This is a genomic window from Comamonas sp. SCN 65-56, from assembly GCF_001724135.1.
In the GTDB taxonomy this organism is placed as follows: Bacteria; Pseudomonadota; Gammaproteobacteria; order Burkholderiales; family Burkholderiaceae_C; genus Comamonas_C.
This window is the reverse complement of sequence record NZ_MEDS01000008.1, coordinates 275,632-299,955: the sequence shown is the minus strand read 5'-3', so window position 1 is coordinate 299,955 and position 24,324 is coordinate 275,632. Positions and strand designations below refer to the sequence as shown.

Genomic DNA, 24,324 nt, shown 5'->3' with positions numbered 1-24,324 from the left:
CAAGCGCTGGCAGCTACTAATTTTTTGATAAACCTCGTCTAAAGGCTGACGGCACCATGGCCCATCCGCCCGGCGGATGGGTGCCGTTCAACGCACCACAAAATCCGCCGCGCAATGCGTGCGGCCGCGCTCGTTGTAGACGATGGAGACCAGCGGCCCCAGCGACAGCAGCAACAGTCCCCAGACCAGCGGCAGCCCTTGCGCCACGGCCAGCGGTGCCAGCCCCACGCAGGCCAGCACTACCAGCACCAGGACCAGTTGCCGGTGCGATGAGCGCGTGGCGTGGCGGTGCAGCGCCCAGATGGAGGCGATGTAAATGGCCTGCGCCGCAGCCACCATGGTGATCGCCTGCAACGCGGAATTGGCGCTGTCCTGCTTGACCGCATCGGCCACCACTTCCAGCCCGCTGCCCACGGCGGCGAGTGCGGCAAACGTCACGTAGTGCCCATAGCCCCAGAGAAACGCGCGCTCGCGGTGCTGGTGCAGTGACTCCCCCGAGGGCAGCAGGAAGTACATCCACCACAGGCAAAACGCCAGCAGTGCGCCTGCCAGACCCAGCAGCGCCAGCTCTGCCGTCAACCCGCTGGCTTGCACCAGATTGCTCACGGCATTGGTCGCACCCAGAATGCTCTCGCCCAGAATCATGATGACGAAGCCGCTGTAGCGCTCGGCGATGTGGTGCGCATGCCAGGGCGTGGGCGGGCCCACCGTTTCGGCCCACAGCGGCACGGCCAGTTCCAGCAGCACCAGCGCGATCAGGCTGGGCCAGATCAGGCCTTGCGGCAGCAGACCGGCGCTTGCCGAGAAGAACTGCGCGATCCACAGCACCTGCACGCAGGCCACGCCTGCGGCATAACGCAGACAGGTGCCGCGCCGCAGCGGGTCGCCCTGCGCCGCACGCAGCCACTGGACGCACAGCGGCAGCCGCATCGCCGCATAGCCTGCCACCGCCAGCGCGGTGCGCCCCTCGAACAACCCCGGGACGCCAGTGGCAAACACCAGCACGCCCGCCATTTGCAGCAGGGTGAGCACGCGGTAGGTGGCGTCGTCGTTGTCGTAGGCCGAGCCGAACCACGTGTAGTTCATCCACGCCCACCAGATGGCGAAAAATGCCAGCAGATAGCCGGGCAGGGCCGCCAGCGTGTGCCCCGCGCCCTCGGCGTGGTGCAGTTGCGCGGCGGCCAGCGCCACGGCGACGACGAAAGTCAGGTCAAACAGCAGCTCCAGCGGCGTGGCTGCGCGGTGCGCTTCGTGAATGTCGCGGCCGCGGCGCGGCGAGCCTGCAAGTGGAGGGAGGGCCATGGTGCGAAATCGTAAAGGATGCCCGATGGTGATCGGAAACCGGGCTTTTTCGGCTAGAATGCCCCGCTTCGGTGGTATAGCTCAGTTGGTTAGAGCGCAGCATTCATAATGCTGATGTCCCAGGTTCAAGTCCCGGTACCACCACCAAACAAGGGGCTCACAAAGCCCCATGACACATCAAAACCCGCTCCTGTCACAGGGAGCGGGTTTTTGTTTGCGTGCGCCCAGCATGAGCGCACACCTGCGGGTGCAAGCCCCGCTACGAGCTGGTCACAGTGAGCAAAGCGAAGCGCAACTGCATGAGGGCGAACGAATGTAGAGAGGAAGCGCGGAGCGTAAATCGTGAGCCGATGAACAAGAACCGCATACAAGCCGATTTTCTGAGCTGCCTATGCGGCAGTGAACGTGATCAGCACAGACACAGCGCCTTTGTTGCCCGTAGCCACCGCTACAGGTGGCAAAAAAGAGCCTTGCGCCCCATACCGATCTGCACGATCACCGACGTGCGAAGGACGTACGGGCCATTCTTTGGGGCCGTCGTGAGTCCGAAGCGCGGGGCTGCCCGGGCTCAATACCCGCCAAACAGCGCGTCCATGGCATTGGCGATCAGCCCGGCTTGCGCCTTCAGGTTGGCTACGGGATTTTTCAGGGCGGACAGGGGCAGCGCGCCCAAGGCGGCTGTGTCCAGAATGACGGCGGCGCCATTGACTTGCAGCGCAGGGTTGAGGTCGTGCAGCGGCAGCGGCACACAGCGCGCGCTGCGCAGGGGGATGACGACGCGTGTCTGCAAGCCGCTGATGTACTCGTTTTGCACGTCAAGCAGAAATGGCGTGGTGGCGCGCAGTGCAGCGTCGGGGTGCTGGTAAACGTCGAAACGCGCCATGGCTCAGAAACTGCGGTATGGCGCCAGCGGCAGGCCCTCTCTCTCGATGCGGGCGTTGTAGGCGGCAATGGCCTCCTGGTTGGCGCTGTTCCAACGTTCCCAGTAGCGGCGCCGGACTTCGGCCGCCAGCAGTTCATCGACCGTCTGTGAAACGTTCATGCCCATCTCCCGCGCTGCTTCCAGCACCTTGCTGTTGAGCGAGAGGTTGGTGGACTTCTTGGACGCGTTGTCGAAGCGAAGCATGGCAGCATTCCCATCAGCATTCATGCGCATATTTTATGCGCATGAATGCCGATGGCGATTTCGCTCTGCGGGGCACCTGGCGCGTTCAGTTCCCCAGCCGCACCATGCCCGCCGCCGCCGTCTGGTGGCTGGCGTCGTCGATCAGGATGAAGGCGCCGGTGCTACGCGCCTCGTCGTAATCATCGAGCGCCAGCGCGTCGCGCGTGCGGATGCGCACGCGGCCGATGTCGTTGCTCGCGAGCGGCCCGCTCCAGTCCACCGTTGTGAGTTCGCTGATGTCGCGTTTGCTTGTGACCGCCGTGATGCGCGCTTGTGTCAGCCGTGTGCCCTGCTTGAGCCAGTACCAGCGCGCCGGGTTGAGCGTCTGGCGGTCAAGCCAGCACAGGTCAGCGTCGAACTCGCGCGCCACCTGGGGCGCTTTGGCGCCGCTCACCAGCAGGTCGCCGCGCGAGACGTCGATCTCGCGATCGAGCACCAGCGTGACGCTGTCGCCCGCTGCGGCGGCTTCAAGTGGTGTGTTGCCCTGGTAGAGCGCTTGCACCCGCGCCGCTTCGCCGCTGGGCAGCACCGCCACCTCATCGCCCACGCGCAGCACGCCGCCTTGCAACTGCCCGGCGTAGCCGCGAAAGGCCTGCGTGCTGCTGCCTTCGTGGCGGATAACCCATTGCACGAACAGGCGAGGGCGTTCTTCCTGCACCGGTTTTTCCAGCGGCAGCGATTCGAGCAGCGGCAGCAGCGGCAGGCCCTGGTACCACGGCATGTGCGCGCTGGGATCGACCACGTTGTCGCCGGTCAACGCCGACAGTGGCACGCAGGTGAGGGCGGGGATGCCCAAGCGCTCGGCCAGCGTGTTCACGCTGGTCTGGATGCGCTCGAATACCGCCTGGCTCCAGCCCACCTGATCCATCTTGTTGATGGCGATGAGGATGTGGCGCAGGCCCAGCAGCTGGGCGAGTGTCGCGTGGCGCTTGGTCTGGGGCAGCAGCTCGCCGCCTTGCGCGCGTGCGGCGTCGATCAGGATGACGGCAGCGTCCGCCGTGGAGGCGCCGGTGACCATGTTGCGCGTGTACTGCTCATGCCCCGGCGCGTCGGCGATGATGAACTTGCGAGCCGGCGTGGCGAAGTAGCGGTAGGCGACGTCGATGGTGATGCCCTGCTCGCGCTCGGCTTCCAGACCGTCGGTGAGCAGCGCCAGGTCGAGCGCATCCGCCGGTGCACGCGAGTAGCGCGAGCCCGAGATGGCGGCAAGCTGGTCGGCAAACACGCCCTTGCTGTCCAGCAGCAGGCGCCCGATCAGCGTGGATTTGCCATCGTCAACCGAGCCGGCGGTGACCAGACGCAGCACGCCCTTGTTGCGCGCTTCGGGCCAGAGATCGTTCACGGCGTTCATCAGAAATACCCCATTTTCTTGCGCCGTTCCATCGACGCCTCGTTGAGCTTGTCGTCCATGCGCGTCGCGCCGCGCTCGGTGATGGTGGTCACCGCCGTCTCGGCGATGATGTCCACCGGCGTGGCGGCATCGGATTCGACCGGGCAGGTGCACGAGACATCGCCCACGGTGCGAAAGCGCACGCGCACGTCTTCCACCACCTCGCCCTCACGCGCCGGGGTGAGCGGCGTGACGGGCGCGAGCAACCCCTGGCGACGCACGACGGGGCGCACGTGGCTGTAATAGATGAGAGGCAGCGCGAGTTCTTCGCGTGCGATGTACTGCCAGATGTCAAGCTCGGTCCAGTTGGAGATCGGGAACACGCGGATGTTCTCGCCCGGGTGCACGCGGGTGTTGTAGAGGTTCCAGAGCTCGGGGCGCTGGTTCTTCGGGTCCCACTGGCCGAACTCGTCGCGAAACGAGCAGATGCGCTCCTTGGCGCGCGCCTTTTCCTCGTCACGGCGCGCGCCGCCGATGCAGGCGTCGAAGCGGAACTCGGCGATGGCTTCCAGCAGCGTCGTGGCCTGCGCGGCGTTGCGCGACTCGTTTTCATGGCGCAGCACCACGGTGCCGCGTGCGATGGAATCCTCGACGCTGCGCACGATGAGTTGTTCACCGAGTTCGACCGCGCGCTGGTCGCGAAACGCGATCACCTCGGGGAAGTTGTGGCCGGTATCGACGTGCAGCAACGGAAAGGGGAATTTACCCGGGCGAAAGGCCTTTTCGGCCAGGCGCAGCAGCACGCAGGAATCCTTGCCGCCGGAGAACAGCAGCACCGGGCGTTCGCACTCGGCGGCGACCTCGCGCAGGATGTGGATGGCTTCGGATTCAAGCCAGTCGAGGTGGGTACGGTTCAGGGTAGTCGCGGATGCGTTCATGGTCAGGCGGCGGGGGTGGGGGCGGTATGGTCGTGGTGGCTGGCGTTGACGCTGGTGTGCAGGCCGCATTCCAGGCTGCTCCTCTGCTCCCACCACCAGCGGCCGGCGCGGATGTCTTCGCCTGGGCGGATGGCGCGGGTGCAGGGTTCGCAGCCGATCGAGGGGTAGCCCTGGTCGTGCAAGGGGTTGTAGGGGATGTCCAGCGCGCGCACGACGGCCCAGACCTCTTCGGTGCTCCAGCTCGCGAGCGGGTTGTACTTGTGCAGGCCGAAGGCGTCGTCCCACTGCGCCTCGGGCAGCTCGGCGCGCGTGGCCGATTGCTCACGCCGCTGGCCGGTGATCCAGGCGGAATGGCCGGCGAGCGCGCGTCGCAGCGGTTCGACCTTGCGGATGCCGCAGCAGCGCTGGCGTAGTTCCACGCTGTCGTAGAAGGCGTTCAGGCCATGCGTGTTCACGTAGTCGCGCACGGCGGCAGGATCCGGGCGCATGAGCTGGATGGTGATGCCGTAGCGCTGCTCCATGGCGCTTGCCAAAGCCAGTGTTTCCGGGTGCAGGCGGCCGGTGTCGAGCATGAAGATGCCAAGGCGCCTGGGCAATTGCATCAGGGCGTGGATGAGCAGCGTGTCTTCCACGCCCATGGAGGAAGCCAGCAGCGCGTCCGGGTGCTCCTGCGCAATGCCTTCCAGCAAATCGAGCAGCGCATTCCAGCGCTGGGCCAAGGGGGTGCTGAGGGCTGTGCCCATGGTGGTTTCCTTGTTATGCCGCGAGCACGGCCTCAGCCTGCTCGGTGTGTGCCGTGACGGGCGTGATCGTTTCGCCGAACCAGGCCAGCTGCTGGCCGAGCCGCGTGACTTCGCCGACGATGAAGAGCGCGGGGGCCGCAATGCGGTGGTGTCGTGCCTGCTGCGCCACGTTGGCAAGCGTCGCGTGCAGCGTGCGCTGCGTTGGCCGTGAGCCGTTTTCCACCAGTGCGCAAGGCGTATCAGGCGCCAGCCCCTGGGCCATCAGCTGCGCGCTGTGGCTGGCAAGGCGCTCCACGCCCATGTAGACCACCTGGGTCTGCTGGTGCGGCGCGCCCTCGCGTTCGGCCTGGTCCTGGCGCTGCGCGGTGGCGAGCGTGAGGCTGTCGGCGGCGCCCCGGTGCGTCAGCGGGATGCCGGCGTAGGCGCCGCAGGCGAGCGCCGCGGTGATGCCGGGCACTACCTCGTAGGCGATGCCGTGCTGCTTCAGCGCCAGCAGTTCCTCGGCGCCGCGCCCGAACACGAAGGGGTCGCCGCCCTTGAGGCGCACCACGGTCCGGCCCTGGCGTGCGTGCTGCACCATGAGGGCGTGAATGCGCCGCTGCGTTGCCTCGTGGTCTTCGCCGGGCGTCTTGCCCACGCTGATGAGCAGCGCATCGCGCCGCGCCAGCTGCAGCACCTCGGCGCTCACCAGCCGGTCGTGCAGGATCACGTCGGCCTCATTGAGCGCACGCAGGCCACGCAGCGTGAGCAGGCCGGGGTCGCCGGGGCCGGCACCCACGAGCAGGACTTTGCCGTGGGTGGGCTTCTCCCCTTCGGCAAGGGCCAGTTGCAGCAGTGCGTCGGCCTGATCGGGCTGCGCCGCACGCAACGCATCGTGTACCGGGCCGTCCAGCAGCCAGTGGTAGAAGCGTCGCCGTGCAATCAGGTCAGGGCGCGCCTTGCGGATGGCAGTGCGCTGGCGCCGGGCCAGCGCCGTGAGCCAGCCGACGGAAGGCTCGACGAGCGCTTCGATGCGCTCACGCAGGCGCCGCGCGATCACGGGCGCCGCGCCGCCGGACGAGATCGCGATGGTGAGCGGCGCGCGGTCGACGATGGCCGGCACCTGCGCGCTGGAGCGCGCCGCATCGTCCACCACGTTGCACCAGAGCTGGCGCCGGCTGGCGGCCTGTGCCACGGCTTCGTTGAGCCGTGAGTCGTTGGTGGCGGCAATGACCAGCCACGCGCCTTGCAGGCACTCTGGCGTGAAATCCTGCAGCTGCAGCCTGACCTGGCCGGTGGTTGCGCGTTCCTGCACGCGGCTGTGCGCGGCACGGGCGACGACGCAGACCTCGGCGCCGGCGGCCAGCAGCAGCGCGATCTTGCGCTCGGCAATCAGCCCGGCGCCGACCACCAGCACCTTGCGGGCGCGCAGATGGAGAAACAGCGGAAAGTGTTCCATGCTTGCTGCCTCTTTCAGTACTGGATGGCGGGGCGCCGCGAGGGTGGCTCCACGATCCCGGCGCGGGCGATGAAATCGCCAAAGTGCTCGCCGGCGTTGCGTTCCCTGGCGAAGCGGGCAAAGAGCGCGTCGAGCGCGGCGAGGATGACCTCTTCGCCGACGTTTTCCTTGTAGGTGGCGTTCAGGCGCTCGCCCAGATGGTCGGCACCCAGGCGCAGGTCGTATTTGCCGATGGCGCGCCCCACGAGCGCGATCTCGCCCATGTAGGGGCGCGAGCACCCGTTGGGGCAACCGGACATGCGAAAGTGGATGGGCTCATCAAGCAGGCCGTGCCGCTCCAGCAGGGCTTCCATCTTGGTGACGATGGTCGGTAGATAGCGTTCGGCCTCGGCCATCGCCAGCCCGCAGGTCGGCAGCGCGACGCACGCAATCGCGTTCAGCCGCAGACCACTCGCGCCCACATGGTCGTCGAGCCCGTATTCCTTCACCAGCGCGTCGATCTTCGCCTTGTCCCTGGTGGCAACGCCGGCGATGACCACGTTCTGGTCGCAGGTCATGCGCAGTTCGCCCTGGTGGATGCGCGCAATGGCGCGCATGCCGCTCTGGCGCGGGTGGCCTGGCACATCCAGCAGGCGACCGCTGGGGATGCGCAGCGTCAGGTTCCACAGGCCCTTGCCCGCCTCCACCCAGCCGAAGCGGTCGCCGTTGTGCTCGAACTGGTAGGGCCGCGGCGGCTCGATGAGGAAGGGCAGGCGCGATTGCAGCTCGTCGCGATACCACTGCAGGCCGCGGTCGTCGATGGTGTACTTCAGGCGTGCGTGCTTGCGCTCACTGCGGTCGCCAAAGTCGCGCTGCACCGCCACCGCGTGCCAGCAGGCCTCCAGCAGGTGCTCCTTGGGCACGTAGCCGATGAGGTCGGCCAGCCGCGGGTAGGTCTTGGCATCGCCCGCCGTCGCGCCCATGCTGCCGCCGGGCGCGAGGTTGAAGCCCTGCAGCGCATTCTTCTTGTCGAAGATGGCGATCAGGCCCATGTCTTGCGCGAACACGTCGATGTCGTTGTACGGCGGGATCGCAATGCCGAACTTGAATTTGCGCGGCAGATAGGTTTTGCCCAGCAGCGGCTCTTCGTCGTGCGCGCCGTCACTCGTGCGCTCTTTTTTGTCGATCCACAGCTCCTGGTAGGCGGTGGTCTGGGGTTTGACGTAGTGCATCAGCTTGACGGCCCAGTCATACACCTCGGCGTGCGTCGCGGCGATCTGCGGGTTGACCGAGGCGATCACGTTGCGCACGTCGTCGCCGCAGGCGGCCAACGTCGAGAGGCCGGCGGCGTTGATGGCGCCCATCACGTCGCGCAGCTTTTCCTTCTTGATCTCGTGGAACTGGAAGGTCTGGCGCGTGGTGATGCGCAGCCCGCCCTTGGTGTGCTGTGTGAGTGCGTCCAGCTCCAGCCACTGACTGGGCGTGAGCACGCCGCCGGGCAGGCGCACGCGCACCATGAAACCGTAGTCGGGTTCGAGCTTTTGGCGCCGGCGCTCGTCGCGCACGTCGCGGTTGTCCTGCATGTAGCTGCCGTGGAATTTCAGCAGCTTGGTGTCTGGCTCGCTGATTGCGCCAGTGGTGCGGTCGGCCAGCCCGAGGTCTATGGTGCCGCGCAGGTAGCGGCTTTGCTCCTTGATGTGCTCAAGGGCAGAGAGCTTCTTGTTCTTGGTGATGGTCAGGGTATCGGTCATGAAAAGGGTGCGCGAATCCTCGCGAATGCGCGGTGCGACTTCGCGTGGCAGTTTCAGAAAAGGGGCTGGTGCTCAGTACACGTCGCGGGCGTAGCGGCCTTCCAGCAGCAGGGTCTTGACCCAGTCGGCCGCGTCCTCGGGTGTTTTGCCACCGTGCGTCACCGCGATCTCGGCTAGCGCGCGCTGCACGTCGCCGGCCATGCGCTCGGCGTCGCCGCAGACGTAGAAGTGCGCGCCGCCCTGCAACCATTGCCAGACTTCGCTGCCGTGCTCGATCAGGCGATGCTGTACATAGACCTTCTCGGCCTGGTCGCGCGAGAACGCCACATCCAGATGCGTGAGCGCGCCTTCCTTCACGGCCTGCAGCCATTCCGTTTGGTAGAGGAAGTCGCTGTGCCGGTGCGGATTGCCGAAGAACAGCCAGTTGCGCCCCGTGGCGCCGTCGGCCTGGCGCTGCTGCACGAAGGCGCGAAACGGCGCGACGCCGGTGCCGGGGCCCACCATGATGACGTCACGGGCACCGTCCGCCGGCAGGCGAAAGCGCTCGTTGGCCTCGATGAACACCGGCACCTGCGCGCCTTCCTGCGCGTTGCACAGATAGTGGCTGCTGGCGCCCCAGCGGGCTTCCTCGTCCTTCTCGAACTGCACCAGCGCGACCGTGAGATGCACCTCTTCATCCACCTGGGCCTGGCTGCTGGCGATGGAGTACATGCGCGGCGCCAGTGGCCGCAGCGCCGTGACGATCGCGTTGGCGTCCCATTCGGCAGGGTAGGCGCGCAGTAGGTCGATCAATTGCGAGGTGTTGAGCAGCTTGGCCAGGTCTGCGCTGCCTTCAGGTTGCAGCAGCGCCTTGAGCGCCTCATGTCCACCGCGCTCGGCCAGCGTGGCGACGAAGGGACGGGTGAGCACCGTGAGTTCACGCCGGTGGGTCAGCCAATCGGTCAGCGGCAGGGTTTCCTCACCCTGCGTCACGGCGGTGCTGCCATCGAGCTGCAGCAGATCGAGCACGCGATGCACCAGCTCAGGTGCTTGCGTGGGCCAGACGCCAAGCGCATCGCCGGGTTGGTAGTGCAGGCTGCTTCCCGCCAGCGAGAGTTCGATGTGGCGCACGTCCTTGTCGCTGCCACTGCCGACGATGCGCTGGTTCACGAGGACCTCGGCGAGGAAGGGGCGCTCGCGTGACCAGGATGCATGGCCGGGACGCAGCGTGAGCACCTCGGCGCCGGGCGTTGGCGCGGCGGCTGTCCGGATGGCGGCCGGCTGGGGTGCCAGCAGGCGCTTGGCCTGTTGCGTTGCGCTGCCCGTCCAGGGCGTGACGACGTAGTCCAGATCCACGTCGGCATCGGCGCGCTCCAGCACGCGTCGGGCACCGAGCTCGGCCAGACGCTCGTCGATGCGCCGACCAATGCCGCAGAAATCGACGTAGCTCGAATCGCCCAGCGCGAGCACGCTGTAGGAGAGCTCCGGCAACTGGGGCGCGCGCTTGCCCATCAGGAATTCGTAGAAGCCGCGCGAGTCGTCCGGTGGCTCCACCGCGTCGCCTTCGCTGTGGGTGCTGATGATGAGGTAGAGGAATTTTTCCTTCTTCAGGTCGCTGGTGCGGTAGGCGTCGGCGCGCACCAGGCGCACCGGCAGGCCCGCGGCCTGCACCTCGCCCGCCAGCCTTTCGGCCACGCGTTTGGCGTTGCCGGTCTGGCTGCCGTAGACGATGGTGAGCTGTTGCTGCACGGCAGCGCTGGTGGCAAGCGCTGTGGGCGTGGAGGTCTGCGGCGGCGTCTGCGCCGCGCTCAGGCGCCCTCGCGCGGCAGCGCCGGCCATGAAGCCCGCCAGCCATTCCAGCGCCGGGCTGTCGAGCCCCTGCACCAGGTCGGCGGCGGTTTGCGCTTTCTCGCGCGAGATCGGCAGCACGTCGGGCAGGACGTCGGCAATCTGTGTCATGCAATCCCTCTCTGATTCAAGCCGGTACAGCCTGCAGCGCAGGCGTTTCGGCAAATGTAGGCAAGCAGCCTCGGGATGGGAAGAATTGATTTTTCATAACCTAAGCAGGGAAGCGAATAAAGAAAAATGGTGAGCTGCCAGCGCTTGTCCATCAAGCGCGAGAGCCCAAAAACACCCTTGCTCTTGAGGGCCGTGCAATGAAGTGCTGGCAGCCGCGTGCGCGCAGGCGATCGAACTCCTGGCTGGGCATCACCACCTCGATGACTTCCTGCGTGTCTTCGCGTGTCAGCTCCAGCTGTGCCAGTGGCCCCAGGGCCTGCGCGCGCAGCAGGTTCACCCGCAGTTCGCTGGCGTGCGCCGGGCGGTATTGCGGCTCGCAGGGCTCGATCTGGATTTCGTGCGGGCGCACGTAGGCGGTGCCGGCGGCGTTGTGAGCGGCCGGGTCGTCCGGCAGTGCGAAGTGCACATTGCCCGAGCGCAGCTGCCCGCCTTGCACACGGCCATGAAACCGGTTCATGTGGCCGAGAAAGCCGCAGACAAAGGCCGTGGCGGGCTCCTCGTACACCGCCTGCGGGCTGCCGCGCTGCTCGACCTGGCCACGGTTCATGATGACGATTTCGTCCGCCACTTCCAGCGCCTCTTCCTGGTCGTGCGTGACGAAGATGCTGGTCACGTGCAGCTCGTCGTGCAGCTTGCGCAGCCAGCGGCGCAGTTCCTTGCGCACCTTGGCGTCCAGCGCGCCAAACGGCTCGTCGAGCAGCAGCACGCGCGGCTGCACCGCCAGCGCACGCGCCAGGGCGATGCGCTGACGCTGCCCGCCCGAAAGCGCGGCCGGGCGCCGGTCGGCCAGCCAATCGAGCTGCACCAGTTGCAGCAGATCCATCACTTTGGTGCGAATCGCGGCTTCGCTCAAACGCTCGCGCCGGGGCTTCATGCGCAGGCCAAACGCCACGTTGTCAAACACCGTCATGTGCCTGAAGAGCGCGTAGTGCTGAAACACGAAGCCGACCTGGCGCTCGCGCACGTCGGCGTGCGAGGCGTCCTCGCCGCCGAGCAGCACCTGGCCGCTGTCGGGCGCTTCCAGCCCGGCGATGATGCGCAAGAGCGTGGTCTTGCCGCAGCCCGAGGGGCCGAGCAGCGCGGTGAGGTGCCCGTCGGGAAAGGCGAGGGAGACATCGCGCAGCGCCGTGAAGCTGCCAAAACGTTTGTGGATGGAGCGTACTTCCATGCTCATGGCAATGCCTTCCGGAGAGCGTTGGCCTGGGCGCGCAAGCGCCATTCGGCCAGGGTTTTGAGAGCCAGCGTGGCCAGCGCCAGCAGCGCCAGCAGCGCCGCCACGGAGAAGGCGGCGGCGCTGTTGTATTCGTTGTAGAGGATTTCCACATGCAGCGGCAGCGTGTTGGTAAGGCCCCGGATGTGGCCCGAGACGATGGAGACGGCGCCAAATTCACCCATGGCGCGTGCGTTGCACAGCACCACGCCGTAGAACAGCCCCCAGCGGATGTTGGGCAGCGTCACATGCCAGAACACGCGCCAGCCGCTGGCGCCGAGCACGATGGCGGCTTCTTCCTCCTCGCTGCCCTGCGATTGCATGAGCGCGATCAGTTCGCGCGCGACGTAGGGGAAGGTGACGAACACCGTGGCCAGCACGATGCCGGGCACGGCAAACAGAATCTGCAAATCGTGGCGATCGAGCCAGGCGCCGAACCAGCCCGCGCTGCCAAACAGCAGCACCCAGGCCAGGCCCGCGATCACCGGCGAGACCGAGAACGGCAGGTCGATCAGCGTCGTGAGCAAGCCTTTGCCGGCAAAGTCAAAGCGCGCAATCGCCCAGGCAGCGCAGGTGCCGAGCACCAGGTTCAGTGGCACCGCAATCAGGCTGGCGGTGAGCGTGAGCCGGATGGCGGCGAGCGCATCGGGCTCGGTGATCGCGGCAAGACTTGCGTCCCAGCCTTGGGCCAGCGCCTCGTAAAACACCGCAGCGAGCGGCAGAAAGAGAAAGAGCAGCAAAAAGCCTGCGGTGACGGCCATCAGTGTCCAGCGCAGCCAGGCGCCGGGCTTGCCGTGACGCGTGTTCATCCGCCCCCCCGGCCAGGTGCTCATGCCGCCCTCCGGCCGGTGGCGTGCGTGCGGCTGGCGCCCTGCAGCAGGTTGATCGCCAGCAGCAGCGTGAACGAGAGCGCCAGCATCGCGACCGCGATCGCCGTCGCGCCGGCCACGTCGTACTGTTCCAGACGGGTGACGATCAGCAGTGGCGCGATTTCCGACACCATGGGCATGTTGCCCGCGATGAAGATCACCGAGCCGTACTCGCCCGCTGCCCGTGCAAACGCGAGCGCAAAGCCGGTGAGCAGCGCGGGCAGCATGGCGGGCAGCACCACATGCACGAACACCTGCGCGCGGCTGGCGCCGAGGCTGCGCGCGGCTTCTTCATATTCCGGCGCCAGATCTTCCAGCACCGGCTGCACCGTGCGCACGACAAACGGCAGGCCGATGAAGATGAGTGCGACCACGATGCCCGCGGGTGCAAATGCCACCTGCAGGCCCAGCGGCGCCAGCCAGCGGCCGATCCAGCCCTGCGGTGCATGGAGCGTTGCCAGCGCAATGCCCGCGACGGCGGTGGGCAGCGCAAAGGGCAGGTCCACCAGCGCATCCACCAGTTTCCTGGCCGGGAAGGGGTAGCGCACCAGCACCCAGGCGGTGAGACCGCCAAACAGCAGATTCACCAGTGCGGCCACGAAGGCGCTGCCAAACGAGAGCAAGAGGGATGCGCGCACCCTTGGGCTGGAGATGCCGTGCCACAGCGCTTCCCAGCCCGGGCTTGCCGCGCTCAGAACGACGGCCGAAAGCGGCAGCAGCACCACCAGGCTGAGCCAGGTGATGGTGAGCCCGAGCGTGAGCGCGCGCCCGGGCAGCACGGCAGGCGCACGGCGGCTGCGGCGCGACAGACGGGGCAGGGCGAGGGCGGTCATGGTCACGACGCTCGCCGCGCCGCCGGCTGCCAGATCTGGTCGAACAGGCCGCCTTCGGCAAAGTGCCGCTGTTGCGCCTCGCGCCAGTCGCCTGCCACCGCTTCAAGCGTGAAGGTATCCACCGCTGGAAGTTCAGTCGCCGGGAGCTGTGCGGGGCGAAAGAAGTGGCGCCTTGCGAGTTGCTGCGCATCCGCGCTGTAGAGATAGTCCAGATAGGCACGCGCAAGCCCGGCGCTGCCGCGCCGCTGCGTGACCCGCTCGACCTGCGCCACGGGCAGCAGCGCCAGGATGCTGTCGGGCGGCGTGACGAGCTCGATCGCCTGGGTGCCAAAGGCCTGCAGCGCCAGATGGGCTTCGCTTTCCCACGCCAGCAGCACGTCGCCCATGCCGCGCACGATGAAGCTCATCGCCGCCGAGCGTGCGCCGGTATCGAGCACCGGCACGCGGGCAAAGAGCTGGCGCATGAAATCGAAGGCCGCCCGCTCGCTGCCGCTGGCGCGCAGTGCGTGGCCCCAGGCGGCAAACCAGTTCCAGCGTGCGCCGCCGGAAATCCTGGGGTTGGGGGTGACGAGCGCGAGCCGGGGTTGCAGCAGGTCGTCCCAGCCGCGAATGCCGTGCGGGTTGCCCTTGCGCACCAGAAAGACGATGGTCGAAGCCATGGGGCAGGCCTGCCGCGGCAGCGCCTCACGCCAGCGAGTGTCGACCAGCCCGGCACGCGCGAGGCGGTCGATGTCCGGCGGTAGCGCGAGCGAGACCAGGTCCGCACGCAGGCCATCGAGCACCGAGCGTGCCTGCGCGCCCGAGCCACCGTGCGACTGGTAGAGGGCGACGTCCTCGCCCGACAGCGCCCGCCAGTGGCGTGCGAAGGCGGCGTTGAAGTCGGCGTGGAACTCACGCGTCGCGTCGTAGGCGGCGTTGAGCAGCGTGCGCTCAGCCGCCAGCGCGCCAGTGAAGGGCGCAAGGGTGAGCGGCAAAGAGAGCCAATGGCGACGCAGCATGCACGGATCGGGTGGGGTGAATGTCCGCGAGCTTAGGCAGCGTCGCCTGCAAAGCGAACGACGCGTTTGCTTGAACCATATGCACCTGAGGCCTTAGGCCATCTGGCTATATGGCTAAGCGCACCGCCCGGCGCGGCCCGGCGTCAGATCGTGCTCTGTGGCCAGAGATAGACCAAGGCCGCCGTCATCGTCAGATAGCGTGCGAATTTCCCCACAGCCATGTAGGCCACGCAAGGCCAGAACGGCAGACGCAGCCAGCCAGCCACGGCGCACAGCGGATCGCCGACGATGGGCAGCCAGCTCAGCAGGCAGGCGCGCGCGCCAAAGCGCTGCAGCCAGGCCAGCGCCTTGACTTCGCTCGGCTTGCCACGCCAGCGGTCCACGGCGCTGTGCGTGCCCAGTCCCATCCACCAGCTGATGGCGCCGCCCAGGGTGTTGCCCAGCGTGGCAACCAGGATGGCGGGCCAGAACAGCTGGGGATTGAGCTGCACCAGGGCAAACACCGCGGGCTCGGAGCCCAGCGGCAGCAAGGTGGCCGAAACCAAGGCCACGATGAAGACGGTCGCCAAGCCGTTGTGCGGCAGCGCCAGCCAGTGGGCGAGGTCGATCATCCAAGGTGCCATGGGGCGTGAAGTGTAGGTGGGGCGGGGGCGCGCCTGCCCAAAAAACGGGCAATTACAATCACCCCTTTCGCGGGCCGTCTGGTCCGCTGCCCTGCATCCATGCCTGCCCTCGTCATCGGTCCCGTTACGCTGCCCAATCGCGTTTTCGTCGCGCCCATGGCGGGTGTGACGGACCGGCCCTTCCGGCGCCTGTGCCGCGAACTGGGCGCGGGCCATGCGGTCAGCGAGATGGTGACCTCGCGCAAGGAACTCTGGGCCAGCCTCAAGACCTCGCGCCGCGCCAATCACGAAGGGGAGCCCGGCACCATCGCGGTGCAGATCGCCGGCACCGATGCGGCGATGATGGCCGAGGCCGCCGCCTACAACATCGATCGCGGCGCGCAGCTCATCGACATCAACATGGGCTGCCCGGCCAAGAAGGTGTGCAACAAGTGGGCGGGTTCGGCGCTGATGCAAAACGAGGCGCTGGCGCTGGAGATCGCTGAGGCCGTGGTGGCGGTGTGCGAGCCGCACGGCGTGCCGGTGACGCTCAAGATGCGCACCGGCTGGAGCGAGGCGCACAAGAACGCCGTGGCCTTGGCGTGTCAGTTTGAAGGTGCGGGCATCCAGATGCTCACGGTGCATGGCCGCACGCGCGAGCAGGGTTACCGCGGCGAAGCTGAGTACGACACGATCGCCGCGGTCAAGCGCGCGGTGCGGATTCCCGTGGTGGCCAATGGCGACATCACCGATGCGCGCAAGGCGCGGGACGTGCTCGCGGCCACCGGCGCCGATGCGCTGATGATCGGCCGCGCGGCGCAGGGCAGGCCGTGGATTTTTCGCGAGGTGCTGCACTTCCTGGATACCGGCGAAGAACTCGCGCCGCCGCTGGTGGCCGAGGTACGGCGTCTGCTGCTGGAACACCTGCAAGAGCACTACAGCCTCTATGGCGAAGCCACCGGCATGCGCAGTGCGCGCAAGCACATCGCCTGGTATGTGCACGGCCTGCCGGGGGGCGACGATTTGCGCCGCCACATCAACACCGTGCAGGACAGCCGGGTGCAGTGGGAGGCGGTGCGCGTGTATTTCGAGCGGCTGGAGCAAGAGATGGAGCGCCTGCCGCAGGCAGACGAGATGAAACCCGTGTCAGAACGAGAAAACCCCGAGGGTGCGCACGCATGAGCCCGGCAAATACCAACATTGAAGCCTGCGTGCGCGACAGCCTGCTGCGCTACTTCGAGGACCTGGGCGGCGAAGCGCCCGAGGACATGTACGAGATGCTGCTGCGGCTGGTGGAAAAGCCTTTGCTCGAAGTGGTGATGCACCACGCCGGCCACAACCAGTCGCGCGCGGCCGAGTGGCTGGGCCTGAACCGCAACACGCTGCGCAAAAAGCTGGTCGATCACCGCTTGATCTGAAACCTCTGTATTGATAGCTGCTGGCGCTTGACTGGCAAGCGCTGGAGGCCGATTTGATTTGAAACTCCGGGAAGTACCATGAACGCCTTGCTATCCGTCTCCGACAAGAGCGGCATCGTTGAATTCGCCCGTGCGCTGCACGCGCTGGGCATCACGCTGATCTCCACCGGCGGCACCGCCAAGCTGCTGGCGCAAGAAGGCCTGCCGGTCACCGAGGTGGCCGAGGTCACCGGTTTTCCTGAAATGCTCGATGGCCGCGTCAAGACCCTGCACCCCAAGGTGCATGGCGGTCTGCTGGCGCGCCGCGACGTGCCTGAGCACATGGCAGCGCTGGCCGCGCACGGCATCGACACCATCGACCTGCTGGTGGTCAACCTCTACCCCTTTGAAGCGACGGTGGCCAAAGCCGGTTGCACGCTGGCCGATGCGATCGAGAACATCGACATCGGTGGCCCGGCGATGGTCAGGAGCGCCGCCAAGAACTGGAAGGACGTGGGCGTGGTGACCGACGCCGCGCAATACCCCGAGGTGCTGGCCGAGCTCAAGAGCGCGGGCCGGCTCTCGGATGCGCTGCGCTTCAGGCTCGCGGTGGCGGCGTTCAACCGCATCGCGCAGTACGCCGGGGCGATCAGCGACTATCTCTCGTCGGTCACCTTCGAGCCGGAAAAACTGGCAGAGAGCTATGTACCCGAGCGCCAGCTGTTCGCCGGGCAAAGCAACGGCATCTTCACCAAGGTGCAAGACCTGCGCTACGGCGAGAACAGCCACCAGAGCGCGGCGCTGTACCGCGATTTGTACCCCGCGCCCGGATCGATCGTGACCGGCGAGCAATTGCAGGGCAAGGAGCTGTCCTACAACAACATCGCCGACGCCGACGCTGCCTGGGAATGCGTCAAGAGCTTCAAGCTGCCCGCCTGCGTCATCGTCAAGCATGCCAACCCCTGTGGCGTGGCCGTGGGCACGAGCGCGCGCGAGGCCTACGCCAAGGCCTTCCAGACCGACCCCACGAGTGCCTTTGGCGGCATCATCGCGTTCAACCGCCCCGTCGATGGCGCGGCGGCCGCGCAGGTGGTCAAGCAGTTCGTCGAAGTGCTGATGGCGCCCGATTTCACGCCCGAGGCGCGCGAGATCTTCAAGGCCAAGGCCAATGTGCGACTGATGAAGATCGCCATTCCCGCGGCCGGCGGCGCCACCGCCTGGGCGCAAGGGCGCAACGCGATGGATGCCAAGCGCGTGGGCTCGGGCCTGTTGCTCCAAACCGCCGACAACCATGAGCTGCAACTGGCGGATCTGAAGATCGTCACCACGCGCCAGCCGACGCAAGAGCAGTTGCAAGACCTGATGTTCGCCTGGAAGGTCGCCAAATTCGTCAAGAGCAACGCCATCGTGTTCTGCAAGGGCGGCATGACGATGGGCGTGGGTGCGGGGCAGATGTCGCGCCTGGATTCGGCGCGCATCGCCAGCATCAAGGCCGAGGCGGCGGGCCTGTCGCTCAAGGACACGGTGGTCGCGAGCGACGCCTTCTTCCCCTTCCGCGACGGCCTGGACGTGGTGGTCGATCATGGCGCCACCTGCATCGCGCAGCCCGGTGGCTCGATGCGTGACCAGGAGGTGATAGACGCTGCCAACGAGCGCGGCGTGGCCATGGTCTTCACCGGAGTGCGCCATTTCCGCCACTGAAGCGCCGCCCGCCGCTGCCCCGGTGCGGCAGGTCATCACGCTCAATCATTTGCTGCTGGGCATCCTCGTGGTGGCCATCTGGGGCAGCAACTTCGTCGTCATCAAGGTGGCATTGGATTCGTTTCCGCCGCTCTTGATGGCGGCGCTGCGCTTTGCCACGGCCACGCTGCCCGCCATTTTTTTCTTCAAGCGCCCGCCGGTGCCCTGGCGCAACCTGGCGGGCTACGGCCTCTTGATCGGCGGCGGGCAATTCAGCCTGCTGTATCTGGCGATGCGGTCGCAGATCTCGCCGGGCCTGGCGTCGCTGGTGGTGCAGGCGCAGGTGCTGTTCACCGTCGGGCTGGCGGTGCTGCTCGAAGGCGAGCGCGTGCGGCTGTTCCAGCTCGTCGCCGCCGCTTTGGCGGTCGCAGGCTTCGCGGTGATCGGCCTGCACACCGATGGAAGCACGACCTGGCTGGGCATCGTGATGGTGCTGGGCTCGGGCCTGTGCTGGGCGCTCGGAAACCTGGTCGGGCGCCATGCCGGGCGCGTGAACATGGTCGCCTACATGGTCTGGACCAGCGCGTTTTCGGTGCCCCCGCTCGTCGTGCTGACGCTCCTGACCGAAGGCAGCCCGGCCAGGCTCTGGCACACGATCCAGGCCGCGCCGCTGCTGGCCTGGGGTGCCATCCTCTGGCAGTCGATGGCCAACACCATCCTTGGCTATGGCCTTTGGGCCTGGCTGCTGGTGCGCTACGACGCGGCCACCGTCACGCCGCTGGCGCTCTTGGTGCCGGTGTTCGGCATGGCGAGCTCGGTCGCGCTCTTGGGCGAGCCCTTCCCGGCGTGGAAGGGCAGTGCGATGCTGCTGGTGATGGCGGGCTTGAGCCTGAACGTGCTCTGGCCCAGACTGCGCAAGCGCTTGCAGCTATCGAAAAAGTAGCGTTAAGCGAGCATGTGAAACACTTCACGCGCCGCTGCCACCGTCTCCTCGATGTCGGCCGCGCTGTGCGCGCTGCTCACGAAGCCCGCCTCGTAGAGCGCGGGTGCGGTGTAGACGCCGCGATCGAGCAGGCCGTGAAACAGCCGGTTGAAGCGCTCGCCGTCGCTTTTGAGTACTTCAACGTAATTTGTCGGCAGTGCGGGCAGCAGGAAGTAGCCCATCATCCCACCCTCGCTGTCGCCGCAGAAACCCACACCTTCGGCGTGCGCGGCCTGCGTCAGGCCCGCGATCAGCGAGCGGGTGCGCTCGGCCAGGTGTTCATGGAAACCCGGTTTCGCCACCTCGCGCAGCGTCGCCAGGCCACACGCGGTGGCCACCGGGTTGCCCGAGAGCGTGCCGGCCTGGTACACCGGGCCCAGCGGCGCGAGTTGTTCCATCACATCCTTGCGCCCGCCAAAGGCCGCCAGCGGCATGCCGCCGCCCACCACCTTGCCCAGCATCGTGAGATCCGGCTTGAAGCCGGGGATGGCCTTGGCGTACAGGCTTTGCGCGCCGCCGAGCGCCACGCGAAAGCCCGTCATCACCTCGTCGATGATGAGCAGCGCGCCGTGCTTCGTGCACAGCTCGCGCGCTGCGCGCATGAAGGGCACGCTGGCGCGCACGAAATTCATGTTGCCCGCGATCGGCTCCATGATCACGCAGGCGATTCTTTCGCCGTGCAGCGTGAAGGCCTCTTCAAGCTGCGCCACGTCGTTGTATTCCAGCACCAGCGTGTCCTGCACCACCGCCTCGGGCACGCCGGCGCTGGTGGCGTGGCCGAAGGTTGCCAGGCCCGAACCGGCCTTGACCAGCAGCGCATCCGCATGACCGTGGTAGCAGCCATTGAATTTGATGATCTTGCTGCGCCCGGTGGCGCCGCGTGCCAGGCGGATCGCGCTCATGCCCGCTTCTGTGCCCGAGCTGACCAGGCGCAGCATCTCGATCGAGGGCACATGGCGCATGATTTCTTCAGCCAGCTCGCTCTCGCGCTCGGTCGGTGCGCCGAACGACAGGCCCTGATCCACCGCCTGGTGTACGGCGGCCAGCACCGCCGGATGGCCATGGCCCAGGATCATCGGCCCCCAGGAGCCGATGTAGTCGATGAGCCTGCGTCCGTCGGCATCCCAGATGTAGGCACCCTGGCCGCGGGTGATGAAGGACGGCGTGCCGCCGACGGCCCGGAAAGCGCGCACGGGTGAGTTCACGCCGCCGGGGATCAGTGCCTGGGCATGGTGAAAGAGCGAGAGGTTGTGGTCGGTGGTATCGGTCATGGCCTGCATTTTGAACGGTATTGGCGCGCCAACGGCTGCGTCGCAGGGCTGAAAACTGTTGCGCAGACCAAGCGTGCTCCCATTTTTGCGACGTCTGCTCCATAGAATCGTTGCATTCGGCGCAAAGCGCCTATAAGCTTGCCCGGACAGGGACTTGGCGCAGCTTTTGAAAGATGCGCGCAGCACAACACTACAGGAGCGGGACAAATTGGCGACAGCGACTACCGGTCCCACGATCAAGGTGCTCGTGGTGGACGACAGCAACACGATCCGGCGCAGCGCCGAGATTTTTCTCAAGCAGGGTGGGCATGAGGTGCTGCTTGCCGAGGACGGGTTTGACGCGCTGTCCAAGGTGAACGACTACCAGCCGCAGCTCATCTTCTGCGACATCCTGATGCCCAAGCTCGATGGCTACCAGACGGTGGCCATCATCAAGCGCAACCCGCGCTTTGCCGATACGCCGGTGGTCATGCTGTCTTCCAAGGATGGCGTGTTCGATAAGGCGCGCGGGCGCATGGTGGGCTGCCAGGAGTACCTCACCAAACCCTTTACCAAGGACCAGCTGCTGCAGGCGGTGCAGCAGTTTGGCCGTGCGCAATCAGGAGTGCAATGATGGCAATCAAGAAAGTATTGGTCGTGGATGACTCCAAGACCGAACTGATGTTTCTGACCGACCTGCTGCAAAAGGAAGGCATGCAGGTGCAGACGGCGGAGAACGCCGACGAGGCCTACCAGCGCCTGGCCCAGGACAAGCCCGATCTCATCCTGATGGATGTGGTGATGCCGGGCAAGAATGGCTTCCAGCTCACCCGGGCGCTGACGCGTGACCCGCTCTATGCTGACATTCCCATTCTCATGTGCACCAGCAAGAACCAGGAAACCGACCGCGTCTGGGGCATGCGCCAGGGCGCGCGCGGCTACATCACCAAGCCGGTGAATGCGGCGGAATTGCGCGAAAAGATCGGCGCGCTCAATTGACGCGCCGCGGCACCCGACATGGCTGAACGAGAAACACTCAGAGAAGTCCAGATGCGGCTGCTGGCGCGTTTGCGCGCCGCGGAGGGGGCGGATGTGGCGGTGGCGTCCTGGCTGGCGGTGGAGTGCGCGGGCCAGCGGCTGCTGTTGCCGCTGGCACAGGCCGGGGAGATTTTTTCATGGTCCGGCGTGCAGCCGGTGCCGCACACGCAGCCGTGGTTTCTTGGTGTGGCCAACCTGCGCGGCGTGCTCAATGGGGTCATCGATTTGGCCGTCTTGCTGGGCTCGCCGCAAGCACGCACCGAGCAGGCACTGGCAGGTTGTGCGCTGCTGACCTTGAGCGCGCTGCTGGAGGTGAATGCCGCGTTGCTGGTGGACCGTTTCATCGGCCTGCGCGGCGCGCAAGACTTCACCGAGGACGAAGCGCCGGCGCCGGGCTCCGCCGACTGGGTCGGTGCGAGCCGACTCGATGCGCAGGGGGCGCGCTGGCAGATTATCGATTTGCAGACCCTGGCGCGCGATGCCGCGTTTTTGAACATCGGCGCCTGAATTTCGGGTCCTTTTTGCTTGACTGAAAGACATACTATGGCCTTGGTAGATGCGTTGAACCGGTGGATGCGACGGGCGCCTGCAGAGGCGGAGGCCCAGCCCAGCCGCATTGACCTGGGGGTTGATCCGCAGCACGGCGAGGGGCTGTCCATGGTGTTCCAGGCGGATGGCGTCGAGAGCGTTCAGGGCGAACAACTGCCCGCTGCCGGCGCGCCAGTGCAGCCGGTACAGGACGACGAGATCGCCCTCCCGCTGCTGGGCCGGGCCTCGGTGGTTGTGCACCAGCGACGCCTGCTGGTCCTGCTCGGGCTGGGGGTGTTGGTTCTGGCGATCTTCGGTGGCTGGCTGGCGCAGCGTGCGCAAACCTCGGCACGCCAGCTCACGGCAGTGGGGGAGGCCTTGATGCAGTCACAGCGCATGGTCAAGGCCTTTGATGCGGCCCTGCTGGGCCAGCAAACGGCGTTTGCAGAACTGACCGACAGCGCCAAGGTGTTTTCGAGCAATGTCCAGGCGCTTTCCAGTGGCGATACGCAGGCCGACATCAAACCATTGGGCGCGAGCTTTCGCGGTGAGCTGGACGATCTGCGGCCGGTGGTCGAACGGGTAGAGCGCTATGTGGCGGCGATCCAGGGACAGGCCGCGACGCTGGTCGAGGCTCGCAATGCCGTCACAGCCCTCAATGGCGACAGCGGCGATTGGCTGCGCGCCGCACGCGCCGTGGTCGCGCGTGCGCAGCAGGGCAGCGATGCCAGCGGGCTGGAGACCGCCAATCGCCTGGCCGTGCTGACTCAGCGCACCGCCCTGGATGCCAACCTGGTGTACGGCGGCGCCGGCGTTGGTCTGCAAGCCCAGCTGGAGCAGGATGTGATCGATTTCAAGGCGCTGCTGCAGCGCGTGCCCGAGCTGTCCAGCGGCCCGGGCCGGACGCTGACGCAGCTCTATGAGGCCAATGAGCCAAGGGTGCTGCAGTTGCTCAAGAGCGCTGACGTGCTCTCGGCGTCGCGCGCGGCACATGCGGTGATGGCGCGTGACAGCGAGCCCGCGCGCGAGCGCCTGCAGACCCTGCAGACCCGGCTGGCCGCGCAATCGGGCTATGGCCCGAGTGAATTGGCGCTGCTGTTGGTGCTGGCGCTGTTCGTGCTGGCCTGCGGTGTCGGCATCGCGTATGTGCAGGTGCTGAGTGGCCGCCAGCGGCAACAACGGGCCGAAGCCGAGCAGGAAGCGGCGCGTCAGCGCGAGCAGGAGGCCAAGCGCATCAACGACGCCAACCAGGCGGCGATCCTGCGCCTCATGAACGAACTGCAGACGGTGGCCGAGGGCGATCTCACGCAGGAAGCCACCGTGACCGAGGACATTACCGGCGCGATTGCGGATTCGGTCAATTACACGATCGAGGAGCTGCGCGTGCTCGTGGGCAGCGTTCAGAACACCGCCGCGAGCGTGGTGCAGACGACCACCGACGTGGAAGGCACGTCTACCGAGCTTCTGGCAGCGTCGAGCGAGCAGCTGCGCGAGATCCGGGAAACCGGCCAGTCGGTGCTGGACATGGCGGCACGCATCAACGGCGTGTCCGGTCAGGCGCAGCAGTCGGCGGCTGTGGCGCACCAGTCCCTGCAGGCGGCGGACCAGGGCCTGAAAGCGGTGCAGAACGCCATCGGCGGCATGAACACCATCCGCGACCAGATCCAGGACACCTCCAAGCGCATCAAGCGTCTTGGTGAGTCGTCGCAGGAGATTGGTGAAATCACCGAGCTGATCTCCGACATTACCGAGCAGACCAACCTGCTGGCACTCAATGCCGCCATCCAGGCGGCGTCCGCAGGTGAGGCGGGGCGCGGCTTTTCCGTGGTGGCGGAGGAGGTGCAGCGTCTGGCCGAGCGCTCGGGCGATGCGACGCGGCAGATCGCGGCGCTGGTGAAGGCGATTCAGACCGACACCCAGGACGCGGTGGCGGCCATGGAGCGCTCGACGCGCGGCGTGGTCGAGGGCGCGCGCCTGTCGGACAGCGCAGGCACCGCCTTGACTGAAATTGATAGAGTCTCGCGCAAGCTGGCTGAGCTGATCGAGAGCATTTCTGCTGCAACACTGAAAGAGGCCAAGCTGGCCAACGGCGTGGCCGAGAACATCCAGCACATCTTCGCCGTGACCGAGCAGACCGGCGAGGGCACGCGCACCACGGCCCATCAGGTCAGGGAACTGTCCCGGATGGCCGAAGAATTGCACCAGTCGGTGGCGCGTTTCAGGATTGCCTGAAGCCACCTGATCCGCCTCAGACCAATCTACTCGGAGGGCCAGCGATGCCACCCACGGGGAC

Annotated in this window: 23 protein-coding genes and 1 tRNA gene; 9 read left to right on the top strand and 15 right to left on the bottom strand. The window is 66.7% G+C overall.

Features of this window, described 5'->3' with window-relative positions; all coding sequences use genetic code 11:
• Positions 1-87: 87 nt before the first annotated feature.
• The gene (locus ABS45_RS06670) at positions 88-1,302 is read right to left on the bottom strand and encodes a low temperature requirement protein A (RefSeq protein WP_291554295.1); all 1,215 of its coding nucleotides are present in this window, start codon (positions 1,300-1,302) and stop codon (positions 88-90) included.
• Positions 1,303-1,372: 70 nt separating this feature from the next.
• Here ABS45_RS06670 and ABS45_RS06665 point away from each other — a divergent pair.
• Positions 1,373-1,449 (top strand) — tRNA-Met (locus tag ABS45_RS06665).
• A 421-nt stretch (positions 1,450-1,870) separates the two neighbouring features.
• Here ABS45_RS06665 and ABS45_RS06660 read toward each other — a convergent pair.
• The 13 genes from ABS45_RS06660 to ABS45_RS06600 all read right to left on the bottom strand — a co-directional run bounded on the left by ABS45_RS06660 (position 1,871) and on the right by ABS45_RS06600 (position 15,177).
• Positions 1,871-2,185, bottom strand: a complete 315-nt coding sequence (locus ABS45_RS06660) for a CcdB family protein (RefSeq protein WP_291554293.1) — start codon at positions 2,183-2,185, stop codon at positions 1,871-1,873.
• Positions 2,186-2,188: 3 nt separating this feature from the next.
• The gene (locus tag ABS45_RS06655) at positions 2,189-2,428 is read right to left on the bottom strand and encodes a type II toxin-antitoxin system CcdA family antitoxin (protein WP_291554290.1); all 240 of its coding nucleotides are present in this window, start codon (positions 2,426-2,428) and stop codon (positions 2,189-2,191) included.
• Between the two features lie 85 nt (positions 2,429-2,513).
• The gene (locus ABS45_RS06650) at positions 2,514-3,818 is read right to left on the bottom strand and encodes a GTP-binding protein (protein ID WP_291554289.1); all 1,305 of its coding nucleotides are present in this window, start codon (positions 3,816-3,818) and stop codon (positions 2,514-2,516) included.
• Positions 3,818-4,735, bottom strand: coding sequence for a sulfate adenylyltransferase subunit CysD (gene cysD, locus ABS45_RS06645; RefSeq protein WP_291554287.1), 918 nt, complete (start codon positions 4,733-4,735; stop codon positions 3,818-3,820). The genes ABS45_RS06650 and cysD overlap by 1 nt, the downstream gene beginning before the upstream one ends.
• A gap of 2 nt (positions 4,736-4,737) precedes the next feature.
• Positions 4,738-5,478: a phosphoadenylyl-sulfate reductase gene (locus ABS45_RS06640; RefSeq protein WP_291554285.1), complete on the bottom strand. Its 741-nt coding sequence runs from the start codon at positions 5,476-5,478 to the stop codon at positions 4,738-4,740.
• 13 nt (positions 5,479-5,491) lie between these two features.
• Complete coding sequence (gene cysG / locus ABS45_RS06635) at positions 5,492-6,916, bottom strand: siroheme synthase CysG (protein WP_291554283.1); 1,425 nt, start codon at positions 6,914-6,916, stop codon at positions 5,492-5,494.
• A gap of 14 nt (positions 6,917-6,930) precedes the next feature.
• Entirely contained in the window at positions 6,931-8,646 is a 1,716-nt protein-coding gene (locus ABS45_RS06630) for an NADPH-dependent assimilatory sulfite reductase hemoprotein subunit (RefSeq protein WP_291554282.1), read from the bottom strand.
• A gap of 72 nt (positions 8,647-8,718) precedes the next feature.
• Positions 8,719-10,584, bottom strand: a complete 1,866-nt coding sequence (locus tag ABS45_RS06625; RefSeq protein ID WP_291554281.1) for an assimilatory sulfite reductase (NADPH) flavoprotein subunit — start codon at positions 10,582-10,584, stop codon at positions 8,719-8,721.
• Positions 10,585-10,735: 151 nt separating this feature from the next.
• On the bottom strand, positions 10,736-11,818 hold the full coding sequence (locus ABS45_RS06620; protein WP_291554280.1) for a sulfate ABC transporter ATP-binding protein: 1,083 nt from the start codon (positions 11,816-11,818) through the stop codon (positions 10,736-10,738).
• Positions 11,815-12,687: a sulfate ABC transporter permease subunit CysW gene (gene cysW, locus ABS45_RS06615; RefSeq protein ID WP_291554279.1), complete on the bottom strand. Its 873-nt coding sequence runs from the start codon at positions 12,685-12,687 to the stop codon at positions 11,815-11,817. Before cysW ends, ABS45_RS06620 begins: the two co-directional genes overlap by 4 nt.
• Positions 12,684-13,556, bottom strand: coding sequence for a sulfate ABC transporter permease subunit CysT (gene cysT / locus ABS45_RS06610; RefSeq protein ID WP_291554278.1), 873 nt, complete (start codon positions 13,554-13,556; stop codon positions 12,684-12,686). Before cysT ends, cysW begins: the two co-directional genes overlap by 4 nt.
• Before the next feature lie 2 nt (positions 13,557-13,558).
• Positions 13,559-14,554 carry a sulfate ABC transporter substrate-binding protein gene (locus ABS45_RS06605; protein ID WP_291554277.1) on the bottom strand — a complete coding sequence of 332 codons (996 nt, stop codon included), beginning with the start codon at positions 14,552-14,554 and terminating at the stop codon, positions 13,559-13,561.
• Between the two features lie 143 nt (positions 14,555-14,697).
• Entirely contained in the window at positions 14,698-15,177 is a 480-nt protein-coding gene (locus ABS45_RS06600; protein ID WP_291554276.1) for a YqaA family protein, read from the bottom strand.
• Between the two features lie 99 nt (positions 15,178-15,276).
• Here ABS45_RS06600 and dusB point away from each other — a divergent pair, with 99 nt between their 5' ends.
• From dusB to ABS45_RS06580, 4 genes are all read left to right on the top strand, one after another.
• Positions 15,277-16,338, top strand: coding sequence for a tRNA dihydrouridine synthase DusB (gene dusB, locus ABS45_RS06595; RefSeq protein ID WP_291554275.1), 1,062 nt, complete (start codon positions 15,277-15,279; stop codon positions 16,336-16,338).
• The gene (locus tag ABS45_RS06590; protein ID WP_291554274.1) at positions 16,335-16,574 is read left to right on the top strand and encodes a helix-turn-helix domain-containing protein; all 240 of its coding nucleotides are present in this window, start codon (positions 16,335-16,337) and stop codon (positions 16,572-16,574) included. The genes dusB and ABS45_RS06590 overlap by 4 nt, the downstream gene beginning before the upstream one ends.
• Before the next feature lie 78 nt (positions 16,575-16,652).
• Positions 16,653-18,254 carry a bifunctional phosphoribosylaminoimidazolecarboxamide formyltransferase/IMP cyclohydrolase gene (gene purH / locus ABS45_RS06585; protein ID WP_291554273.1) on the top strand — a complete coding sequence of 534 codons (1,602 nt, stop codon included), beginning with the start codon at positions 16,653-16,655 and terminating at the stop codon, positions 18,252-18,254.
• A 34-nt stretch (positions 18,255-18,288) separates the two neighbouring features.
• On the top strand, positions 18,289-19,176 hold the full coding sequence (locus tag ABS45_RS06580) for an EamA family transporter (RefSeq protein WP_291554328.1): 888 nt from the start codon (positions 18,289-18,291) through the stop codon (positions 19,174-19,176).
• Positions 19,177-19,178: 2 nt separating this feature from the next.
• Here the strand turns inward: ABS45_RS06580 and hemL are convergent, their stop codons facing one another.
• Positions 19,179-20,486, bottom strand: coding sequence for a glutamate-1-semialdehyde 2,1-aminomutase (gene hemL / locus ABS45_RS06575; RefSeq protein ID WP_291554272.1), 1,308 nt, complete (start codon positions 20,484-20,486; stop codon positions 19,179-19,181).
• A 208-nt stretch (positions 20,487-20,694) separates the two neighbouring features.
• Here hemL and ABS45_RS06570 point away from each other — a divergent pair, with 208 nt between their 5' ends.
• From ABS45_RS06570 to ABS45_RS06555, 4 genes are read left to right on the top strand one after another with little or no spacing between them, the layout of a single operon-like run.
• Positions 20,695-21,099 carry a response regulator gene (locus tag ABS45_RS06570; protein ID WP_291554271.1) on the top strand — a complete coding sequence of 135 codons (405 nt, stop codon included), beginning with the start codon at positions 20,695-20,697 and terminating at the stop codon, positions 21,097-21,099.
• Positions 21,099-21,464, top strand: a complete 366-nt coding sequence (locus ABS45_RS06565) for a response regulator (RefSeq protein WP_291554270.1) — start codon at positions 21,099-21,101, stop codon at positions 21,462-21,464. The genes ABS45_RS06570 and ABS45_RS06565 overlap by 1 nt, the downstream gene beginning before the upstream one ends.
• Before the next feature lie 18 nt (positions 21,465-21,482).
• Complete coding sequence (locus ABS45_RS06560; RefSeq protein ID WP_291554269.1) at positions 21,483-22,010, top strand: chemotaxis protein CheW; 528 nt, start codon at positions 21,483-21,485, stop codon at positions 22,008-22,010.
• Between the two features lie 36 nt (positions 22,011-22,046).
• Positions 22,047-24,263: a methyl-accepting chemotaxis protein gene (locus ABS45_RS06555; protein WP_291554268.1), complete on the top strand. Its 2,217-nt coding sequence runs from the start codon at positions 22,047-22,049 to the stop codon at positions 24,261-24,263.
• The last annotated feature ends 61 nt before the right edge of the window (positions 24,264-24,324 follow it).